Below are 20,415 nucleotides of genomic sequence, written 5' to 3'. Positions count from 1 at the left end.
CGGCCGCCAGGGCCGGCGGGGGCGCTCCCCTCACGCTGGACAGACCCCACGACGCCCCGCCCATCGGCGGAGGCGCTGCGAAACGGCCCCATACGGCGGGCCCTCTCGCACCGCTTTCCTCGCGGCAAACTTCGACCCGCCTTCACGACGCCGACGGCCGCGCAATTTGGCGTGTGCCACTCAAACAACGGCCTCCCTCCCACCCAGGAACTGTACGCCATGTCGCTCAAGTCGCTCGCCCTAGGCGCCGGCGCCGCGCTAATCACGCTGCTCACCCTGAACGCCGCTTCGGCTCAGTCGGTGAGTCTGTTCTCGGAGAATTTCGAGTCGCTCGTGCTCGGTCCGGTGGTCACGTTCGAGTCGGAACGCCGATCGAACGAGGCTTGGACCGAGACCCCTCCCGCCGGCTGGACCGTCGATGATTCGGGGGTTCCGACCGACGGGATCGCCAACGTTGGCGTGGCGGAGTACGAGGGCTGGAGCTTTGTTAGCAAAGAATGGTGGGTCGACTCGGCCGGCGGGCAAGACCGGCAGTTCTTCACCGGCGGCTCGGGCATTGTAGCCGTGGCCGACCCGGACGAGTGGGACGACTTCCCGGATTTCAGCGGCGTTGATTCCCCCTCGGACTACGGCGACTACGACGCGCGTCTGCTGACCCCCGCGATCAACCTGAGCGGCGCCCCCAGCGGCGAGGACGTGAAGATCTTCTTCAACTCTTCGTGGCGCCCGGAGGACAACCAGAAGGCGAGCCTCACCGCCACGTTCAACGACTCGCTCGGCACGCAGTACGAGCTGCTTCGGTACGAGTCGCAGGAAGAGGACGAGAACGAGGTCCCCAACCCGTTCTTCAAGGACGACGCCCCCAACGAGGCGGTGCTGATCTCGCTGATCGACGACACGCTCAACGGCGGGCATGACTTCAGCATCCCCGACGGGGCGACCGAGGTGTCGCTCGAGTTCCGCTTGTTCGACGCGGCCAACGACTGGTGGTGGGCCTTCGACAACCTCGAGGTGTTCACCGGCGAGAACCCGGTCAGCGGCCTGGCCCTGAAGCTCGTGGTGGATCGCGACACCAACGAGGTGCGGATCGTCAATGAGACCGGCAGCCCGGTCGACCTGCGCGGCTACTCGGTGACCTCCGGCGCCGGCGCGTTCGAGGAGGCCGAGGCGAGCTTCATGGCCCCGGCCAACAACTGGTTGCAGGCGACCAGGCTCGACGACGAATCGAACGACCTCAGTGAGCTGAACCTGCTCAGCGACGCGTTGGCGGCCGACGACTCGATCGAGTTCGGCGACGTCTGGCGGCGGTTCTACTTGGACGAGTCGGACGTGGCGTTCGAGTACCTGGTCGCGGGCAGCGACGAGCCGATCCCCGGCCTTGTTGAGTTCATCGGCAACGAGCAAGAGAACGATGAGGGCGTCATCGAACCGACTTCTTACGAGTTCCTGGACCTGAACTACGACAGCAAGATCGACCTGCTCGATTGGGAGAAGTTCAAAACCGGCTTCGGCAAGAGCATGCTCGGCAAGACCCGCGCCGAGCGCTACGCCCTGGGCGACCTGAACGACGACGAGCGGCACGACTCGCTCGACTTCCAGCAGTTCCAGTCGTCGTTCGACGCGGCGAACGGCGAGGGCGCCTTCGCTGCCGCCCTGTCGGCGCCGGAGCCGGGGGCCCTGGTCCTCGCGCTGTTCGCCGTTGCAGCGGTGCTGGCGCCTCGCGGCCTGCGTCGCGCGGCTCCGCTCGCGGCGGTCTTGGCGATCGCCTGCTGCTGCGGCACGGCCAGCGCTCAGCTGAAGCTGTACGAGGAAGACTTCGAGAGCGCGGTTCTCGGCGCCTTCCAGGAAGAGGACGTCGACGGCGACGAGGTGTGGACCAACACCTTCACGAACCCGATTTACGGCGCCTGGAACAACACGAACGCGAACGACGACGTCCCCGGCGTCGGCCCCGCCTACGCCGGCGTCGACCCGAAGACCGACGGCATCTCGGACTGGGCCGACTGGGCGTTTGTCGACAAGGCGGCGTGGTTCGAGGCCGACGACCAGGGCCGCAGCGACTTCACCCGTGGCAGCGGCGTGGTGATGGTGGCCGACCCCGACGAGTGGGACGACACCGACCCCGATCCGCTGCTGATCGCGGACCCGAACCTCCCGCAACGCGACGACATCGCCCAAGGCTTCACGCCGGACGACCTGTACGACGCCTTTGTGACGACCCCCACGATCTCGATCCCGGCGGGAACCCCGGCCGGGCGGATCAAGCTGTCGTTCGATTCGTCTTGGCGTGGCAATGAGTTCGAAGACGATCTCGACGAGAACAACAACCAAACGGCTCACGTGAACGTCAGCTTCGATGGGGGACTGTTCCAAGAGGTCTTCCGCCGTGAGTCGGACCCCGATTCGCCGACCTACGACCCCAGTCAAGAGAACGAGCGGGTGTCGGGCATCGACCTGATGTACGACGGCTCGGCGACCGAGCTGCAGCTCGAGTTCGGCATGACCGGGGCGTGGAACGACTGGTGGTGGGCGATCGACAACATCTCGGTCGCGGTGCCGTCGAACCCGCTGAAGTTGCGGATCAACACCTACAACGGCGAGGGCTTCCTCGAGGCGGACGACTCGATCACCACCGCGATCGAGTACCTCGGCGTCGAGAGCGAGAACGGCGTGCTGCGGGGCGACCTGGCGACCGGCTTGGCCGGCGCCGACCTCGACCCGGCCGACGGCCCGGACGCCGGCGCCACGGCGGGCGACTCCGAGGGAGAGCAGTGGGAGAGCCTCTCCGACGCCGAGACCTCGGACCACCTGTTCGCCGACGCCTTCCTGTTTGGCGACACGGCGTTCGCCGACGAAACCTCGACCACGCCCGGTGTGGTCAACTCGGCGCCGCTCGGCGTGATCTTCGACACGCTCACGAGCCCCGAGGACCGCGACGTGCGGTTCTCATACCTGCTGGACACGGGCGACCTTGTCGAGGTCGCTCCGGAGGACGTGGAGTACTTCTACGACGCCTCGGCCGGTCTGGCTGGCGATTACAACAACGACGGATCGGTCGACGCCGCCGACTTCACCGTGTGGCGAGACAACCTCGGCGATCCCAACGAGAACGCGTTGAGCAACAACGGCGACGGCCAGAATGGCGTCGACATCGCCGACTACGACCGCTGGGTGCAGAACTACGGCGCCCGCGCCGCGGTCAGTGGGCCGTCTTCGGCGGTCCCCGAGCCGGGATCGGCCGCGCTGCTTGCCTTGGCTGCCACGGCGCTAGCCGCCGTGCGCCGTCGGGCGACGCCGGTCGTCGTTGCGGCCGCGGCCCTCGCCGGCGTCGCGGCGCCGCAGGCCGAGGCCCAGGTGACACTCGACCGTGACTACACGTTCGGCGACGACTCACGAGAGAACGCCACGGCCGGTGGCGTGGTCGGTCAGAACTCCCCCGGGGGCATCTCGATCGACAGCGCGGGCGACACGGGCATGAACCAGATCATCTCGCTCTTGCCCCAGGGGCCCGTCCCGACGATCGGCGTGCCGAAGTACGTGGCCGTCAGCGACCGGCCCGACATGCTCGCCGGCTCGAACGCGCCGGCGTCGAGCGGACTGGGGATCGCGCTCAACCCGAGCGGCCCCGGGTCGGCTTTCAGCAAGCAGTACCTCCACACCGGTTACCGCGAAGCGCTCAACTACCCGCAGTACTCGCCCTCGTCCGTCTACGAGCAAGGCGGCACGATCAACTACGACCTGATCAGCGACCGCGGCTTCCAGCTGTGGGTCAAGCCGACGGCGATCGACACCGGCGAAGAGGCCCACATCGTGATGGACACCAACCAGCACGGCGTGATGATCAACACCGACGGCGAGTTCGCCATGCGGTACGCCTACGACCGCGAGCGGATTGAGGCCCTCGCCACGCTCAACGGCCAGCCGGCCTCGGATTTCGAGAACGTCTTCGACTACCCGAGCGGCGTGACGGCCGAGGTCGGCCAGTGGACCCACCTGTCGGTCGTGCGTGAATTCGGCCCCGGCAGCGGCTCGATCCTGTACATCAATGGCGTGGCCACCGCCGCCGCGCTCGGAAAGTACAACATCGAGGAAGACGTCACGAGCGACGAGCCGGCGCCCGATCCGGGCGGGTTGGACGTCAGCCCGCTGGTTGTTGGCGCCAACACCGGCAGCCCGGCGTACGGCAACGATCACTTCTTCTACGGCGTGGTCGACGACCTCGAGATGTTCGTCATGGGCCAGAACGCGGACAACCTGTTCCCGGACTACGTGTTCGAGAACGACAACGGCTACGCCGCCGCGTTCAAGCCGACCACCGCCGGCGACCTCGACGGCGACGACGACGTCACGCTCGCCGACGCCCACCTGTTCGCCGCCAACTGGATGTCCGTCAAAGAGCTCGAGTGGACCGACGCCTACAACGTGGAGCAAACGTTCGTGGTCGGCGACCTCGAGACCCGTGGCATGGGCGACTTTAACTACGACGGCCGGGTCGACCTGTCGGACTGGGCGATCCTGCATAACGCCAGCCCCTCGACGGCCACCGCCGCCGCGCGGCTGATCGCTGGCCAACTGGTGCCCGAGCCCGGCTCGCTGTCGTTGCTGCTCGCCGGCCTGGCGGCCGCCGGTCGGCGCCGCCGGCGCGAAGCTGGGCGAACGGGCGAAGCAACGCCGCTGCGTGTGTGAACACCCGGCGAGTTCGTCAAACATCTTGCGCTTGAACGCCCCACGGTCTCGAGCCGTCGGCGTCAGAATGACCGAGTGGATGCTCGGATCACCCCCCCAACTAACAAGGAGTTCTTCAATGTCCCTGTCAGCACGCTACGCCTCCCCGCGAAGCCGCACGGAACTACAGGGTTTCACGCTGGTCGAATTGCTCGTGGTGATCGCCATCATCGGCATCTTGGTGGCGCTGCTGTTGCCCGCCGTGCAAGCCGCCCGCGAAGCCGCCCGGCGGTCGCAATGCACTAGCCAACAGAAGCAGATCGGTCTGGCGCTGCTCAACTACGAAGGGACCAACAGGAAGCTCCCTCCCGGGGCGTTGATGGGCGAGGGGAGTTCTTGGTCAGCCTACATCCAGCCTTACATGGAAGGCCAAACGGTCTTTGACCTGTTCGAGTTCGCCACCGATCCGGGGGAAGACGGATCTCACCAGTGGGGCTACCCGGGAGGCCAGTACGGTGATTCGGCGGACCTTCCCGAGGAGTACAAGAACGTGCGAGGCGTTGAGGTGGTGATCGCCGCCTTGCGGTGCCCTTCCGCCAATCTCCCGCCTCACCAAACCGAAGTCTCGAACGACGACTATTGGGTCATGAGGCGGGTGCCGATCTCTTACATCGGCGTCGCGAGTGGCTTGGTCACGCGGCAGTACCCCTCCTACGAACTCAGGGTCCAGAAGTCGCCTAGCGACAACCCGGCGTACCAGGGAGCCGATGGCACGCTGGTCGGTGTTCACTGGATCGAGGACATTCGCACCGGCAGCATCCCGCTGCGGAAGATCACCGACGGCACATCGAAAACGGCGATCATCGGTGAGGCGGCGCACGACTGGCAAGCGATCGAAGAGGACGGCACCACGAACGAGGCCCTCGAAGGCAACCGCAAGGACCATTGGTGGGGCGGCAGCGACGACATCGATACCGCCCGCGGCGCCAGCTTCCTCGACGTTTCCGAGTTCCTCGGTTCGACCGGCGTGCCGCCCAACCTGGGGCTCGTTACTTCGGAAAACAAGGCGATCTGCAACGCCGGTCCCGACAAGCCCGACTGCCAGGCGTTGCAGCTCTCGTTCAGCAGCCTCCACCCGGGAGTGGTCATGATGACCTACGTCGACGGGCACACCGAGGCGGTGATCGATAGCATCGACGAGCAAGTGTGGAGCGACATCGGCACCCGCGCCAGCCAGACCTACGAAACAGGCGGCGGCGTCCGTTTGTAAGCCGTGGGCCTTCGTCGCCGCTTTGCTTCCGTTTCCTCCTGTGATTGCCACTCTATGAACCTAACTTGTGTTTCTCCTGCCTTCGCCTTTTGCTTTGCTCAGTGCCTGCTGTTCGTATCAGCCCAATACGCCGCCGCTGAGCCCAGCAAGCACGTGTTGATCATCGGCGTCGACGGCGCCGGTGGCCAGTACGTCGAGCCGGCCGCCACGCCGGCGATCGACGCGCTCGCCGCGGCCGGCGCCGTGCGGTACGACTTTTACAACGAGGGGGCGCTCACGCCCGATCCGCCCGAGGGCTACGGCGCCAGCGGCGTCAACTGGTCGACGATCGTCACCGGTGCGTCGGCCGAGCACCACGGGGTGATTGACAACAGCTTCGCCGGCGCCCACTTCGACCAGTACCCTCACTTCTTCCAACGCGTCAAAGGGCACGACCCGAACCTGTTTACCGCGTCGATCTCGCACTGGGCGCCGATCAACACAGAGATCACCCCCGACGAGCACACGGACTTCGAACTCGAGCCGACCTCCGACGCCGCCGTGCGCAGCGCCGCCGTGTCGCTCATGCAGAACGGCGACCCCGACGCCGTGTTCCTGCACTTCGACGAGGTCGACGGCGCGGGGCATGGCTACGGCTGGGGCGGGCCCCAGCACACCGCGGCGATCGAGATGGCCGACAGCCTGATCGGCGACGTGATCGCGGCGATGAACGCCCGGCCGGGCGTCGTGGCGGGCGAGGAGGACTGGCTTGTGATCGTCACCGCCGACCACGGCGCCGCGCCGGGATCGACCGGCCACTTCGCTAGCCAGGGTCTGCCGAACTGGGAGGTGCCGTTCGTGGTGAGCGGGCCGAGCGTCGCGCCGGGGGCGCCAATGCAACGCGGCTCGCTCCGCGACGTGGCGTCGACCGCGCTGTGGCACCTGGGGATCGACCCGTTTCTCGCCGAGATGGACGGCGCCGTGCGGGGGCTCGTCGTGCCGCCCCCCACCGGCGTGGTGGGCGACTTCAACGGCGACGGCGTGCTAAGCGGCAACGGCGCGGGCGACCCCGACGCCGACGATGTCGCCACGTTCCTCGCCGGCTGGCTCGTCCGCGGCGGCGGATCGATCGAAGAACGCTACGCCCGCGGCGACGCTAATTACGACGGCGTGACCGACCTGCAAGATTGGGCCCTGATCAACAATCAAAACCCGACCCTCGGCGCCGCCTTGGGGCGAGCGCTCACTCACGTCGTTCCCGAGCCGGCGATGTTCGTGCCTTCGGCGATGGCAATCGGCTCCATGCTCGTGTGCCGGTCGCGTGGTGCTAGAGTCGAAGGGAGCGACGATGATACGACGACCGAATATTGACTGCTGCGTGCTCCTGTTGGCTTGCTTGGCGGCTGCCCCGTCCCGGTCGTCGGACGCTCAGGCTGTGGCGAACGACACACCGCCCGCCTATCAACGTTTAATCGGCTCGCTCGGCGAGGGGCCCGCCCGAGAGAATTCGGGCATCGTCCGCAGCCGCACCACCCCGGACCTGTTCTGGATGCAGAACGACTCGGGGGACGAGCCGCGTGTCTACCCGGTGCGGCGGGACGGGTCGGTGCATCGCAGCGAGCGCTACGCCGACACGCCAGGGGTCCACATCGGCGGTGCGATCAACGTTGACTGGGAGGACATCGCCGTCATGCACGACGGGGGGCTGGTGGTGGCCGATGTCGGCAACAACCGCAACGACCGCCGCGATCTGGTGTTGTACTTCGTCGACGAGCCGTCGCCATTCGCGGGCCGGACGACATTCCGCAAGAAGGTTTTCGTCCGCTACCCCGACCAGCCGGCGATCCCCGCCCCGAGCGATGACTTCAACTACGACTGTGAGGCGGTATTTGCCCTGGGCGAGAGCCTCTACATGGTCACCAAGCACCGCAGCGACACTGCCGCCAAGGTTTACCGGCTCGACGACTTCCGTGAGGGGATGGTCCACGAACTCGAACCGTTGCAGCGTATCGAGCTTGGCGGCCAGGCGGTTGGCGCCGACGCGCTGCCGGACGGCTCGCGAGTCGTGCTCACCACTTACGACACGCTTTGGCTGTTCGATTCGACCGACCACGACCACCCACTCGCTCGGCCGATCGGCCGCCTTCCGATCGTCGGAGACCAGGTCGAGGCGGTCTGTTTCGACGGGCCGAACACGATCCTCTTCGCCGACGAGGCGACCGCGCAGTTGTACGAGGTGAGCGTGGCCGATTTCCAGCAAATCCCCCCCGCCCGGTCGCGATGAACGCGACTCAATCAGGCGGCTTTTAATTATTCCTATCGACGGATCAAGCAATGACTCGGCACGGCACCTTCACACTGGCGACATACTTGCTCCTATGCGGCGCGGCGTCTTTGGCCCTCGCCCACCAAGGCCCCGACCCAATCGCCCACTGGGCGATGACCAGCCGCAGCATCGATGGCAAGGTGTGCCACGCCCGGCTTGGCCCCGACGCCCAACTCCCTGAGGCGGGGCGCATCGCCAACGACGCCCACGGCCAGTCGCTCGACATGACAGGCGCCGGGCCGGCCGAGACCGCGCCCCTCGGAGCCGATTCTGAGTACCTACCCACGCGTGAGATGACCGTCTCGGCCTGGGTGTTGATCGACGAGGCCGAAGAGGTGGGCGGCGTCGCCGCGGCGGTCGCCGAGGACGGTTCGATCGCTTGGCGTTTGGGCTACAACGACAAGTGCTTCACGCTCGACCTCGCCACCTCCGAGGCGGGCCAGACGCAAGTCGAGGGGGCCACCCCTTACGAGAAGGGCTCGTGGTACCACGTGGTCGGCGTTTACGACGGCCAAACGGCGGAGTTGTACGTCAACGGGCGCCTCGACGCCTCGGAGCCTAAGGACGCCCGTGGCGACCTAGTTTACGCCGAGCGCCAACGCGTGGTGCTCGGCGGCTCGGGCGACACCGCCCGCCCGCCGCTCCGCGGCCGGCTGCGCGAGGTGAGCGTTTACGACCTCGCCGCCAAGAAGGCCTGGGTCGCGCACGAGTTCGAGCACAACCGCTCGCTCGTGACGCTGAAGCGCGACGCCCGCCAAGACTCGCTCTCGATGGTTGTCTCGCCCTACCTGCAGTACGGCACCAAAGAGGGGATGACCGTCATGTGGCAGACCTCGCTGAGCGGCACGTCGGTCGTGCATTACGGCGAGACCGACGAGTGCGAACAGTCGGCTAGTGCCGACGACGCCGAAATCCACGAGGTGCGGATCGAGGGCCTCGAGCCGGAGACGCAGTACTTCTACCGGGTCGAGACGAAGGACGACTCTGATCAATCGATCGGCAGCCGCGTTTCAACCTTCTCCACGGCGGTGAACGAGGGGACCCCGTTCGCCTTCGCCATCATCAGCGACACGCAAGCGAACCCGATCGTGTGCGCCAAACTGGCCGGCCACGCCTGGGCCCAGCGGCCCAGCTTCCTGCTTCACCCGGGCGACTTGGTCGACCAGGGCGTGAAGGACGTGCACTGGACCCAGCACTTCTTTCCCGGCGCCAGCGAGTTGATCTCGCGCGTGCCGATGTTCCCGGTGCTCGGCAACCACGAGCAGAACGCCAGCAACTACTACGAGTACATGTCGCTGCCCGACCCGGAGTACTACTACGAGTTCCATTACGGCGACGCCCACTTCTTCATGATCGACACGAACCGCAATGTCGGTCCCGGGTCGGAGCAGTACGAGTGGCTCGACGCGCGGCTTGCCGAGTCGACCTCGCAGTGGAAGTTTGTTTGCCACCACCACCCGCCCTACTCGTCGGACGAGAACGATTACGGCGACCTCTGGAAGCAGAACAAGAGCGAGCGTGGCGACCTGCGGGCACGGCAGCTCTCGGCCCTGTACGACAAGCACGGCGTCGACGTGGTGTGGAACGGCCATATCCACTCGTACGAGCGGACTTGGCCGGTCAAGGGCAACCGCGCCGTGGCTAAAGACGGCCCGGTCTACATGATCGTTGGCGGCGGCGGCGGCAATCTCGAGACGCCCGGACCGAGCCGGCCGTTCTTCCAGAACCGGGTTCATCGCAGCCACCACTACGTGATGGCCCACGTCAACGGACCGACGCTCGAGATCCGCAGCTTCGACCTCGATGACAAGCTGTTCGACACGGTCGTGATCGAGCAGGACGCCGAGTGAGGCGTTTCTCGATCGGCTGACGCGAGCGAAGGCGCCACGCCCCTTAGGGGGCGTGGCGCGAGATGAGCGGGACGCGAGACTAGGAGCGAAGGAGTTGGTCGAGGGACCACGGGCCGGGGGCGGAGCCCGTGGCCCCGGCTGACTCCCCTCCCCTCCCCTGCCCTGCCGGGCCTAAACCACGCACTCCTCAAGCCGTTTGGGCACGTCGGTGAGGACTTCGAATCCGGTCTTGGTGACCAGGATATCGTCCTCGATCCTGACTCCGCCCCAGCCCGGCAAGTAAATGCCCGGCTCGACCGTGACGATCATGCCGGGCCGCAACTCGGTCTTCTGCCCGCGGGAGAACCGCGGCGCCTCGTGGACCTCGAGGCCGGTGCCGTGGCCCAAGCCGTGGCCGAACTCCTTGCCGAAGCCGCCACGGGTGATGATCTTGCGCGCCACGGCGTCGACGTCCTCGCAGATGGCGCCGGGGCGGATCGCCTCGATCGCCGCCACCTGGGCCTTGAGCACCAAGTTGTAGATCTTGGTGAACTTGACCGACGGCTTGCCCATGCAGACCATGCGCGTGAGGTCGCTGATGTAAGGGCCGGCGTCGGCGCCCCAATCGATCAGCGTGAACGGGGCGTCGCCGATCTTCTTGTCGGTGGGGATGGCGTGCGGCAACGCGGCCCGTTCGCCCACGGCGATGATCGGCGGGAAGCTGAGCTTCGTAGCGCCGAACCGACGGGCCTGGCGTTCCAACTCGTGGGCGACATCGAGCTCCGTCATCGCCGGGTCCCAGCCAGCCCGCACGACCTCGAACGCCCTTTTGGCCTGCATGCAGGCGGCGCGGGTGCTGTCGATCTCGTCGCGATCTTTGATAAGCCGCAGCCCCTCGACCAACCCGCTGGTGGGGGCGAGGTCGACACCAGTGAGCTTGTCGGCCAGCGCGTTGCGGAGCCCCAGGGTCATCGAGTCGGCCTCGACCCCAAGCCGCTCGATTTTGCGCTCGCCAACGGCGTCGGCCACACTGTCGGTCATCCGCTCGCCTGGTTGGCGGATGAACGTTGCGAGCCCGGGGCACTCCTCCTCGATCTGGGTCGTGAAGCGGGCGTCGCTCACCAGCAGCTCGTCGTCGGGCGTGACGAGCAGGTAGCTGTCGTCGCCGAAGAAGCCGGTCAGGTACGTGACGTTCGTGAAGTTGGTGACCAGCAGGGCGTCGACCTTCTCCTTGCGGAGGGTCTTACGCAGCTTGTCGCGTCGCTTGGTGTGGCGTGTCATGCGGCTCTCTGGGGGAGGGGCGTCTTGCCCAACGGAGGAGGATCGGCTGGGAGCCTCCAATATGAGAGTCGCGACAAGATGCCGCAAGCGCGGCGGCTCAGCCGCGGCGACGGCGGCCCGCCAAAACCGAGAGCGTCAGCAGGGCCAACGCGCCGGTGGCCGGCTCCGGAACGATCGAGAAGTCGCCCACGAGAGCGGCGAAGGAGGACATCGAGATCGATCCGCCAAGCTCGCTACGCAGCACGCCGAAGTCGGCAATGTCGGTGCGGCCGTCCTGATTCATGTCGCCGCGCTGCCAGGAGTAAATGTTCGCCTCGGCTTCGACATGGCCCCAGTTGTCGACGATCGCAGCAAGGTCGCCGGTGGCGACGCCGCCCACGATCTCGCCGGTGACCGAGCCATCGAGGTTGGCGTCGCCGATGACCGAGTAAACGTCGTCCGCCAGCATGTCGGTGATTTGATTCCGGTAGTGACTCACCGAGAGATCGGTAAAGGCGAAGTGGTTGCCGAAGGCAACGCGGTTGCCGGGCTGGCCTTGCTGAGAATAAGGGAACACGGCGTGGTTGACGCCGATGAGCTCCCAGTGGCTCTGGCCGCCGCCATCGTCGATCTTGAGGAAGACCGGCCCGCCCGAGTCGTTCGAGGCCAGCATCGCTTCGTACTGCGAGACCTGAAACGAGCTGCCCCCGTAAGAAGCCGAATCGAACTCTGAGATGATGGTGATGGCGTGGCGGCCGGCGAGACCGACGCTGATCACCACATTGTTGTCCGAGTCTGTGCCGCTCTCACGCTCTGAGTCACGATCCACTTGGTTCACGCCCCAAGTCTTCGTGTGCAGGGTGGGACTCTGGTTGTTCACGTTGATGCGGTAGCCGTGGTAGGTGGCGGCAGCCTCGCTCGTTTCGGCCCACGAGGCATCCCAGTGGTAGATCCCGTTGGGATCCGAAGGGTTCGTGACGCGGGTCCTGCCGTATCCGATGGTAAGAAACTCATCGTTGACCGCGGGCGCTTCCGAGGCGATCGTGATTTCCTTGATCAGGGTCGGGTCATTGTCTTCGGGCGCGAGCCCCGTCACGCTGTTGGTCTTGATGCGATACATCGCGATGTCGGAATCGGCCGATAGCGAAGTGCCGCTGTAAGAAGACGGGTTCGACAGCAGGGTCAGTGTCTCGGGGATGACCTCGTAGCTGCTCCCGTTGAGCGTCACGGACCCGCTGGCGCCCTGCCCCGTGTGGGTGGCGGTGAGCACCCACTGGTTGCCGAGATAGACGGCCGAGCGGTCGTCGGGAACGTTGTACCAGCCCGGGTCGTCGGCCGGCGCGGTGGTGTTGATCGGCGAGTAGTCGCCCGGCCCCACGAGTTCGTCGACAATCACCGCCCGCGCGGTGGCGGCCTGAAAGCACGCCGCCACGGCTAGCATCGCTGTGGCAAGGAAGCGGGCAAATCGTAAGATCGACGGCTCGTGGTGCATGAGATCGCGCTTCAAAGGTGCTGTCTAGCTACGCCCCGGACCGGGGCGATTGTGGCGATGAGTGGTCACCCGCTAGCGGCGGGGGCCTCCCGTAGCGGGCCCCTTAGCGGACATTGTTCCGTAGGTAGATCGACGTTGAGCACCAGAATTATTGCCCGGGCCGCCCTTTTTGCCCAACTCGTATTCACGAATCTGGGGGCGAGAAAACCTGTTCCGAGAACCTTCGGTCGACGCCTCATTATAAGCAAAGCAAGCGAATCACACACACTTTTCGCCGTGGCTGTCGCCTGCCGAGGCGTACCGTTGCAGCCTCAATTGCGAGGATAGGGACTTTCGGCAATACCGTAGCCGCAGGACCCCCTCTCCTCGTGGCGTGTAACCGCACTCTTGGGATTCCGCATTGGCTAGATAGGCGAGATGCCGCTGCCGCGGTTCCGGCGAAGCGACTGAATGACACGGGACATTTCGATAGCGACACACCCCGAAGAGGCGGTGCTAGCAACCGACTTGGGTCCTTCGGCCCGATTTGATTGATTCGACTTTGCCGATTCTGCCGATCACGAGATCTGAGCGGAGATTGCCGCTCGCCATGCGCCTCGCGGTCCAAGCCGCGACAGCATCGCTCGCATCGTAGAGAAAGGACGCTCGCCGTGTCGGGGATCACTCGAATCGCCAATTGGATCCTGAGCCAACCATTCGTTTGGGGCGGGCTTTGCGGCCTGGTGTTCTACGCCCTGCTGAGCAGCGGGGTGGGATCGACCTCGTTCGTGGAGCGGTACTTCAACTCGCACTGGGTGTCGCGGCTCACAACGACCATGTTCTTCATCGGCGCCGCGTCGCTGGTGATGCGCTTGCTGTACATCCAGACCCAGCGTCACTGGCTGGGCAAGCCGCTGTTCGACGCCCCGCCTGCCGGCGGCCAGCCGCCCGAAGAGGCGGCGCGCATGCTCGACACGCTCGGCGCGTTGCCCGATGGGCCACGCGAGTCGCTGCTCGTGCGGCGGCTGAGCGGCGCCCTGGAGCATGTCCGCCGCAAGAACGGCGCGGAGGACCTCGACGACAAGCTGCGTCACCTCGAAGAGATCGACTTGGGCGCCATGTCGTCCGGCTACGCCTTGGTGCGACTTGTCATCTGGGCGGTGCCGATCCTAGGCTTCCTCGGCACGGTGATCGGCATCACGATCGCCATCGCCGAACTCAACCCCGAGTATCTCAAGGACTCACTCACCACGGTGACCGCCGGTCTGGGCACGGCCTTCGACACCACGGCGCTCGCGCTGGCGTTGTCAATGCCGCTGATGTTCGGCAAGTTCGCCGTCGAGCGGCACGAAGAGGAGCTGCTGAACGAGATCGACAGCCGTGTCTCGGCTGAGCTGGTGGGGCGTTTTCAGGTGTACGGCGCCACGACCGATCCGAACGTAGCGTCGATCCGCCGCATGAGCGAACAGGTGGTGCGGGCCGTCGAGGTGATGGCCGCCCGCCAGGCCGACCTCTGGAAGTCGACGATCGACGAGACCAACCAACAGTGGTCCGTGGTGGTCGAGGCTACCGGCGCCACGCTGACCGACTCGATCTCGACCGGCCTGCGGAAGAGCCTCGCCGATCACGCCCGTGGCCTGAACATGGGGGTCGAGCAGCAACTGGCCAAGCTCAACGAGAGCCTCGGCGTGCAATCGCTTACCGTGCAGGCGGCGATCGAGGAGCAGGCCGCTTCGCTCTCGGCTCTGACGTCCGGCTGCCTGGAGCAGCTGCGGATGTCGGCCGAAGGACACGCCGACCGGCTCACGACCGGCGCCGATGAGATGATCGGAGGCCTGCGGACCGGGCTCGAGCGGATGGCGGAGTTGCTCGTCGAGGCGTTGCAGCAGCACGGCGCCGAGCTCACCGGCGCCGAGCAAGAGTTGGCCCGCGAGAACCGCCGCCACCTCTCGGAGGTCGAGGCCGCGCTCGGCGAGGCGATGGTGGTCGCCGCCGACCGCCAGGAGAAGCTGGTCGGCCGCAGCGAGACGGTGCTCAGTGAGATGCAGCGGGCGCTCGTCGCATCGGCCGAGGCGACCGTAGGCCACCAGGAGCAGCTGATCAAGCAGGGCGACGTGTTGCTGAAGGTCGTCGAGTCGACCCGTGAGGTGCGGCGGCTCGAGGAAGCGCTCAACAGCAACCTCTCGGCCCTGAGTCGCTCGCAAGATCTCGAAGAGACACTGTTGAGCCTGTCGGCGTCGATTCAGCTGCTCAGCGCTCGGACGGGCCGCGGCGCGTCGCTTCCCGGCACCGACAACCCCGCCACGCATCACGCCGCATGAGTCGCCGACGCGCTGACAATTCGGCGACCTTCACCCTGTTCCCGTTCCTCGCCGTGCTTCTGTGCACGATGGGCGCGCTGGTGATTCTGCTCGTGGCGATGTCGCACGTTGCGGAGGAGACGGCCGCCGAGGAACACGCCGAGGCGCAGCGTCTTGCCGCCGAAGCCGTGGACACCGAGGAGCAGGTCGAGTTGCGCGGCCAGTTGGAAGAGGTCGAGCGTTTCCACGCAGACGCCCAGCGGCTGCGCAAGCAGGCGTCCGAGCAGTTGGAGCGGGAGCAAGCCGCCCTGGCTCAGGCCGAAGATCATATCCGCCGTATGCAGGATGACCTTGAGCGCCTGGAGCTGGCGGCCCAAGAGTTGTTTGCACTGAAGGGCGAGCACTTTGACGACCAACGGATGGCCGAGGACGAGCTGCGTCGCCTGAAAGAGCTGATCGAAGAGACCGAACGCGAGATTGAAGAGCTGGAGCGCGAGGCGGCCCAACAGACGAAAAAATCGTACGCCGTGGTGCCCGCGTTGAACGAGGGCATCGCGGGAACCCACCGGCGGCCTGTTTACCTCGAGTGTCGCGCGGACGGCGTCTACATCCAGCCGGAGGGCGTGCGGCTTGTCGAAGAAGACTTCTACAAGCCAATCGAGGTCAGCAGCCCCTTGGCCGCCGCGTTGCGAGCGGCCAACAAGCACCTGACCCACAAGCGGGGCGACGACGGGGTCCCTTATCCGTTGCTGATCGTGCGGCCCGAAGGCGTCGATTATTATCGCGTGGCGCACAGGGTGATCTCATCGATCGAGTACGATTTCGGCTTCCAAGCCGTTGCGGCCGATTGGGACGTCGCATACCCGGCGCCCGACCCGGTGATGGCCGATCAGATGGCCCGGGCGATCGACATCGCTCGCGCCGAAAGGGCTCAGCTCGCCCGCGCCGCGCCGCAATTGTTCCGGCGTGATCAGCCCAGCAGGGCGATGAGCGTAGGGGGCGGGCTCACCGCCCGGCGGAGCGATTCTCTCGGGGGCAACCCGTTCGAAGGGATCACCGTCCCAGCCGGCGCGTTGCCTAGCTCGAGTTTCAACGCGGGCTCCGCCCAATCGACCGGCTCGAGCCACGACCCTGGCGGCGCTGGGAGCGGCGGCTACGCAGCCGGCGGAGGGGCTTACCCGCCGATGAGCTACCCCGGACCGACGGCGAACCCCTCCGGCTCCGAGGCGTTGCCTTCGGCGGGCGGCAACGCAAATCAGCAAGCCGATGGCGGGGCCTATGGCCAGCCGTACGGCGGTCCCACGCCCACAGCCCAAGCCGCAGTTGGCGGCCCCGGATCGTCTGGCGCCGCGGGCCATGGCAAGCAAGGCGACGGCAGGCAGACGAGTCCCAGCAGCACAAGTCCAAGCAACGCGAGCCTGGCGGGCGACGGGGGCGCCTCCTCGGGCGTTTCAAGCAACGCGGCTGCGAGCTCTTCAGGCTCCCAGGCTCGCTTAGGGAGTTCGGGACCGGACACCGCACAAAGAAGCGAGGCCGGCAGCGCCTCCCAGGTCGCCGCGAACACGAGTTCCACGACGGCGTCGCGGGCCCCCTCCGGGGCGGCGGAGCGGCAGCGTGGTGACTCGGCGGGCAGGTCCCAGGCGAGCAACGCCAGCAAGCCGCAGGGGTCGGGTGTGCCGATCACGCGCGGCATCAGGCTGATTGTCAGGAACGACCGGGTGGCGATTCTTGATTCCGATCGCGATCTGCGCGGCGGCGATCCGATGCTCACCGGGCGAACGGTCGAGCTGACCGGCCCCACCGCCGAGCACGCCCAGGAAGTGGTCGAGTCGCTCCGGCAGCACGCCGAGTCGTGGGGCATCGCTGGCGAAGGACTGTACTGGCGGCCTGTCTTGCGGGTGACAGCGGGCCCCAACAGCACGACTCGGGCGGAGGAACTGGCGACCGTGCTCGAGGCGAGCGGCATCGCGGTACGTCGCGACACAGCGACCAACGAACCGGCAGGAGGCGCCCGTGGCCCGGTACGCTAAAGAACAACAAGACGACTCGCCCGGCGGCGACTCGTTCCTGGATATCGTCGCCAACATTGTCGGCATCCTGATCCTGTTGGTGATGGTTGTCGGCTTGCGTGCTGCGCGCGAGTTCGAAGCGGCTCCCGTCGCGCAAACGGAGGTTGAACGCGTCACCGCCGCCGACCTGCGCAAAGCGAAGGACAGGGCGCTGCGTGAACGCAGGGAGTTTGAGCGTCTGGTGCTCGCCGCCAAGCGGACCGAAGCCGAATCACGGTTGCTCGAGGCGGATCGGGTCGAGATGGCTTCCTACATCGCCGAGCTCGATTCCGAGTTGGAGAAGGAACGCGCGGCTTTGTCGGAAAGCGATCGCCGCTCGCACGACACGAGCACGAGCATCGCCCACGCCCAGTTGCGTCTGGAGGAATTGATGCGCAAGCGGGTGTCGCAGGTCGTCGTGGAGCAAGAAACCGAGACGATCGAGTGCTACCCCACGCCGATCGCCCAGGGCGTTGTCGAGGACCAGGTGATGATCTCGCTGGAAGGGAATCAGATTTCCTTCCTGCCGATCGCAGGGTTCGTCGACCAGATCGAACGAGCGATCGGCTCGGTCCGCGCCGAGCTGATGAACTCTTCGGGCATGGAAGTGGTCGCCGAGCGGCGGCTGGGACCGGTCGAGGGGCACTACCTCGCCTGCCGTTTCAAGCGGCAGACAATCAACGTGCCGGGACGCGGGATGATGGCCATCGGCGGGATGGAGCGATGCACAGTGGTCGCCACGCCTTCGGTGCAACGCACGCCGGCGGATCTAGCGACCGAGCCCGGCAGCCCGTTGATGCAAAGGCTCGAGGGGATCGATCGCGACGCCACGGTGGTGACCATTATCGCTTACCCCGACAGCTTCGAATCGCTCGCCAAGGTGGAGCGCAGCCTCAAGGAGCATGGCTACCGGGTCGCCAAGACGCTGCAGCGCGCGGGGCAGCCGATCTCGTTCGGCCCCAACGGCCGTGAAACGGTCATGCAATGACGCCGCCGCTCTCGACTTGCGCGTGGAACGCCACGGGGAGTAACCCGCTAGCCGCCTGCGGCAAACTCGGAGCGTTGCGGCGAACCCGCGATGTGGGGACCGCTGGGGGGCGGCGCCGCAGTGCTCGCCGGTGGGCTCGCGCTGGCGTGTTCTTGGTCGTGACGCAGCAAGTCTTGGAGCGTGATCTCGCTCAACTCGTGGCTGGCCGCCGACGAAGCTTTGCTGACCACGCCCAACAGTGCGTCGCGGGTTTGAGGTGAGAGTCCCTCGACTTCGGGCACCACCGGCTCGAGGCCGTGGTCGAGCGCCTCGCACAGCGACAGCAGGGAGATTTGTTCGGGAGATTTGATCAGCACGTATCCACCCTCGACGCCGCGCACTGACTTGAGCATGCCATGACGCACCAAGTTGCGCAAGATCTGCAGCAGGAACCGCTCGGGCATCTTGCCTCGCTTCGAGAGCGAGTTGCACGAAGTGGTGCAGCCCGGTTCGGCATTGGCCAACTGCATCAAAGCCTGGATGGCGTAAGCGACCGTTCTAGATATCTTCATTAACGCCCCCGTAGAGAGGGTTGCCGCAACACGCCATCGGCAAAACGACGCGTGCGATAGAAAAGAAAAGTGTGGGTGGCGCAGGCGGTTCGGCCTGGCGGGCGATGGACCATGTCCCCGCACGCCACTCCAACGCAGACGCCATTCCAGCAAAGAAAAGAGTTTGAAAAGAGCTGCTTTCAGCTTGCGTTACAAGCTACACAGCACGCGGCGCGAAAGTCAATCTCGGACGAGCCGGTTTAAGGTATCCACACCGAAAGAAATCGGTTCGCCGCGCAGCGGAGGTGAGACCACGTCTCAGGGAGGCGCCGCTCCGCCCCTCGCTTCTCCCTCAAAAACGCCTTTGATTGAAGCGCAGAACGCTCGACCTACGGTTGGTCGAGTGTGCGTTAGCTGCGGCCTGAGTGCGCGGGACCTTCTTGGGTGGTTTCGCTTTCCCGCAAGGCGGCGTCTCGCGGCGCGGGCTCGGTAAACGCACGCAGCATGAGCACCAAGGCGCCGACCACTAAGAACGAGTCGGCGAGGTTGAAGTTGGGCCACCGCCAAGCGTCGCTGAGTTGCAGCAAGATCCAATCGCGGACGGCGTACACGGTTTCGCCCGCGTGCGGGTGGTAACCGGGCCAGAGTTCGCCGGGCATGCCGAGGCGGTCGTACAGATTGCCGAGCACGCCACCCATCACGAAGCCGAGGCACAGCGTGACGGTCCAGTCGTGGGCAGCCCGCCACGCGAACAGCCAGAGCGGTATGGCGACGACCGCCAAGCAGCTGAGCGCCGCGAACCAGAAGACCTGGCCTTGGCCCATGCCGAACAAGGCGCCTTCGTTCAGGCTGGTTTGTATGCCGACATAGCCTGGCCAGAGCCAGTCAACGTGGCCTGTGAGCTTGCCGTCCCAGGAGAAAACCCACGACTTCGTGACGAGATCGAGCAGGCACGCCAATCCGGCGACCATCAAAAACACGGCGTACCGACTCGCAGCCACAGGAGGGAGCGGCGCCGGCGACGTCTCGCGGTTGGTGGGTGGTGCGGATTCGTCCATGAGCCCTGGGATCTCTTCAACGCAAGGCGACGCCACGGTCCCCCAGTCCCTGGGGGTAGCGCCGTGTCGATATCAGATGCCCTCGAGCTTCTCGGCGCAACGCACGCACACCGGAGTGAACGGGATCGCGTTCAGCCGGGTCTTAGGCACAACGCCCTCGCACTCGACGCATTTGCCGAAGGTGCCCTGATCCACCCGCTCGATGGCCGTGTCGATGGCCGTGAGCGTGGTTTCCTCGGTTTCCATCAGGCTGAGCGAGAACTCCTGCTCGAAATTCTCACTGCCGAGTTCGGCCATGTGGATGGGCATCGAGGAGGAATCGCCGCCGTCGTCATCGGATTGACGCAGGGCGTGGCTGGCGAGTGCGTTCACATCGCCTCGCAATCGGGCCCGCAAGGCAAGGAGTCGCTCCTTGTAGGCCAGCATGTCTGCCTTCTTCATTTCGTGTTGGCTCCGTAACAATAACTGTCGTCGTAGCGATCACAGTGGCGGACTCTGTCGCCGCGACCCGGTCCGGATGGAGCGAGGCGGGCGGTGTAGAATCGTTAGCATAACTACTATTTGGATACGGGCCTATTGCTCAGAGCCAATATGCTGGCGCCAAAACGGCTTGGGACGCCTGTGGATGGGTTTGCCGGGCCCCGAATCTGCGAGTAGGATGGGTCCGTAAGTTGTTCGCCTAAAAAGCCTT

13 protein-coding genes are annotated in these 20,415 nt (G+C 65.8%); 8 read left to right on the top strand and 5 right to left on the bottom strand.

The genetic code is table 11. From position 1 onward, the window contains the following. Positions 1–219: 219 nt before the first annotated feature. The 5 genes from Mal64_RS15570 to Mal64_RS15550 all read left to right on the top strand — a co-directional run bounded on the left by Mal64_RS15570 (position 220) and on the right by Mal64_RS15550 (position 10,090). Positions 220–4,686, top strand: coding sequence for a PEP-CTERM sorting domain-containing protein (locus Mal64_RS15570; RefSeq protein WP_146401900.1), 4,467 nt, complete (start codon positions 220–222; stop codon positions 4,684–4,686). Between the two features lie 118 nt (positions 4,687–4,804). Then, on the top strand, positions 4,805–5,935 hold the full coding sequence (locus tag Mal64_RS15565; RefSeq protein WP_231993788.1) for a DUF1559 family PulG-like putative transporter: 1,131 nt from the start codon (positions 4,805–4,807) through the stop codon (positions 5,933–5,935). Between the two features lie 54 nt (positions 5,936–5,989). Continuing rightward, on the top strand, positions 5,990–7,285 hold the full coding sequence (locus Mal64_RS15560; RefSeq protein WP_146401896.1) for an alkaline phosphatase family protein: 1,296 nt from the start codon (positions 5,990–5,992) through the stop codon (positions 7,283–7,285). Positions 7,286–7,349: 64 nt separating this feature from the next. Further along, a complete protein-coding gene (locus tag Mal64_RS15555; RefSeq protein WP_146401894.1) occupies positions 7,350–8,198 on the top strand; it encodes a hypothetical protein in 849 nt (282 codons plus the stop codon). Positions 8,199–8,248: 50 nt separating this feature from the next. After that, entirely contained in the window at positions 8,249–10,090 is a 1,842-nt protein-coding gene (locus Mal64_RS15550) for a LamG-like jellyroll fold domain-containing protein (RefSeq protein ID WP_146401892.1), read from the top strand. Positions 10,091–10,261: 171 nt separating this feature from the next. Here the strand turns inward: Mal64_RS15550 and Mal64_RS15545 are convergent, their stop codons facing one another. Together Mal64_RS15545 and Mal64_RS15540 are read right to left on the bottom strand one after the other, a co-directional pair. Continuing rightward, complete coding sequence (locus Mal64_RS15545; protein WP_146401890.1) at positions 10,262–11,350, bottom strand: M24 family metallopeptidase; 1,089 nt, start codon at positions 11,348–11,350, stop codon at positions 10,262–10,264. 97 nt (positions 11,351–11,447) lie between these two features. Beyond that, entirely contained in the window at positions 11,448–12,821 is a 1,374-nt protein-coding gene (locus tag Mal64_RS15540) for a hypothetical protein (protein WP_146401888.1), read from the bottom strand. Positions 12,822–13,471: 650 nt separating this feature from the next. On the opposite strand from Mal64_RS15540, the gene Mal64_RS15535 reads away from it, so the two are divergent. From Mal64_RS15535 to Mal64_RS15525, 3 genes are read left to right on the top strand one after another with little or no spacing between them, the layout of a single operon-like run. After that, positions 13,472–15,121: a MotA/TolQ/ExbB proton channel family protein gene (locus tag Mal64_RS15535; protein WP_146401886.1), complete on the top strand. Its 1,650-nt coding sequence runs from the start codon at positions 13,472–13,474 to the stop codon at positions 15,119–15,121. After that, positions 15,118–17,130, top strand: coding sequence for a hypothetical protein (locus Mal64_RS15530; RefSeq protein WP_146401884.1), 2,013 nt, complete (start codon positions 15,118–15,120; stop codon positions 17,128–17,130). The genes Mal64_RS15535 and Mal64_RS15530 overlap by 4 nt, the downstream gene beginning before the upstream one ends. Beyond that, positions 17,114–18,136 carry a hypothetical protein gene (locus tag Mal64_RS15525; RefSeq protein WP_146401882.1) on the top strand — a complete coding sequence of 341 codons (1,023 nt, stop codon included), beginning with the start codon at positions 17,114–17,116 and terminating at the stop codon, positions 18,134–18,136. The genes Mal64_RS15530 and Mal64_RS15525 overlap by 17 nt, the downstream gene beginning before the upstream one ends. Positions 18,137–18,183: 47 nt before the next feature. Here Mal64_RS15525 and Mal64_RS15520 read toward each other — a convergent pair whose 3' ends face one another. The 3 genes from Mal64_RS15520 to Mal64_RS15510 form a co-directional block, all read right to left on the bottom strand. Then, positions 18,184–18,687, bottom strand: coding sequence for an RrF2 family transcriptional regulator (locus Mal64_RS15520; RefSeq protein WP_146401880.1), 504 nt, complete (start codon positions 18,685–18,687; stop codon positions 18,184–18,186). A 389-nt stretch (positions 18,688–19,076) separates the two neighbouring features. Beyond that, entirely contained in the window at positions 19,077–19,724 is a 648-nt protein-coding gene (locus tag Mal64_RS15515; RefSeq protein WP_146401878.1) for a signal peptidase II, read from the bottom strand. 72 nt (positions 19,725–19,796) lie between these two features. After that, the gene (locus Mal64_RS15510; RefSeq protein ID WP_146401876.1) at positions 19,797–20,165 is read right to left on the bottom strand and encodes a TraR/DksA family transcriptional regulator; all 369 of its coding nucleotides are present in this window, start codon (positions 20,163–20,165) and stop codon (positions 19,797–19,799) included. Between the last annotated feature and the right edge of the window lie 250 nt (positions 20,166–20,415).

Origin of the sequence: Pseudobythopirellula maris, from assembly GCF_007859945.1 — a bacterium.
GTDB lineage: Bacteria > Planctomycetota > Planctomycetia > Pirellulales > Lacipirellulaceae > Pseudobythopirellula > Pseudobythopirellula maris.
Note: the sequence above shows the minus strand (reverse complement) of the source record. Positions and strands in the feature narration are given on the sequence as shown.

Bases quoted from the DNA above. Each gene is read 5' to 3' on its own strand.
- Mal64_RS15530 (WP_146401884.1), top strand. From the start codon at position 15,118: ATGAGTCGCCGACGCGCTGACAATTCGGCGACCTTCACCCTGTTCCCG.
- Mal64_RS15550 (WP_146401892.1), top strand. From the start codon at position 8,249: ATGACTCGGCACGGCACCTTCACACTGGCGACATACTTGCTCCTATGC.
- Mal64_RS15520 (WP_146401880.1), bottom strand. From the start codon at position 18,687: ATGAAGATATCTAGAACGGTCGCTTACGCCATCCAGGCTTTGATGCAG.
- Mal64_RS15515 (WP_146401878.1), bottom strand. From the start codon at position 19,724: ATGGACGAATCCGCACCACCCACCAACCGCGAGACGTCGCCGGCGCCG.
- Mal64_RS15510 (WP_146401876.1), bottom strand. From the start codon at position 20,165: ATGAAGAAGGCAGACATGCTGGCCTACAAGGAGCGACTCCTTGCCTTG.
- Mal64_RS15565 (WP_231993788.1), top strand. From the start codon at position 4,805: ATGTCCCTGTCAGCACGCTACGCCTCCCCGCGAAGCCGCACGGAACTA.
- Mal64_RS15570 (WP_146401900.1), top strand. From the start codon at position 220: ATGTCGCTCAAGTCGCTCGCCCTAGGCGCCGGCGCCGCGCTAATCACG.
- Mal64_RS15560 (WP_146401896.1), top strand. From the start codon at position 5,990: ATGAACCTAACTTGTGTTTCTCCTGCCTTCGCCTTTTGCTTTGCTCAG.
- Mal64_RS15545 (WP_146401890.1), bottom strand. From the start codon at position 11,350: ATGACACGCCACACCAAGCGACGCGACAAGCTGCGTAAGACCCTCCGC.
- Mal64_RS15540 (WP_146401888.1), bottom strand. From the start codon at position 12,821: ATGCACCACGAGCCGTCGATCTTACGATTTGCCCGCTTCCTTGCCACA.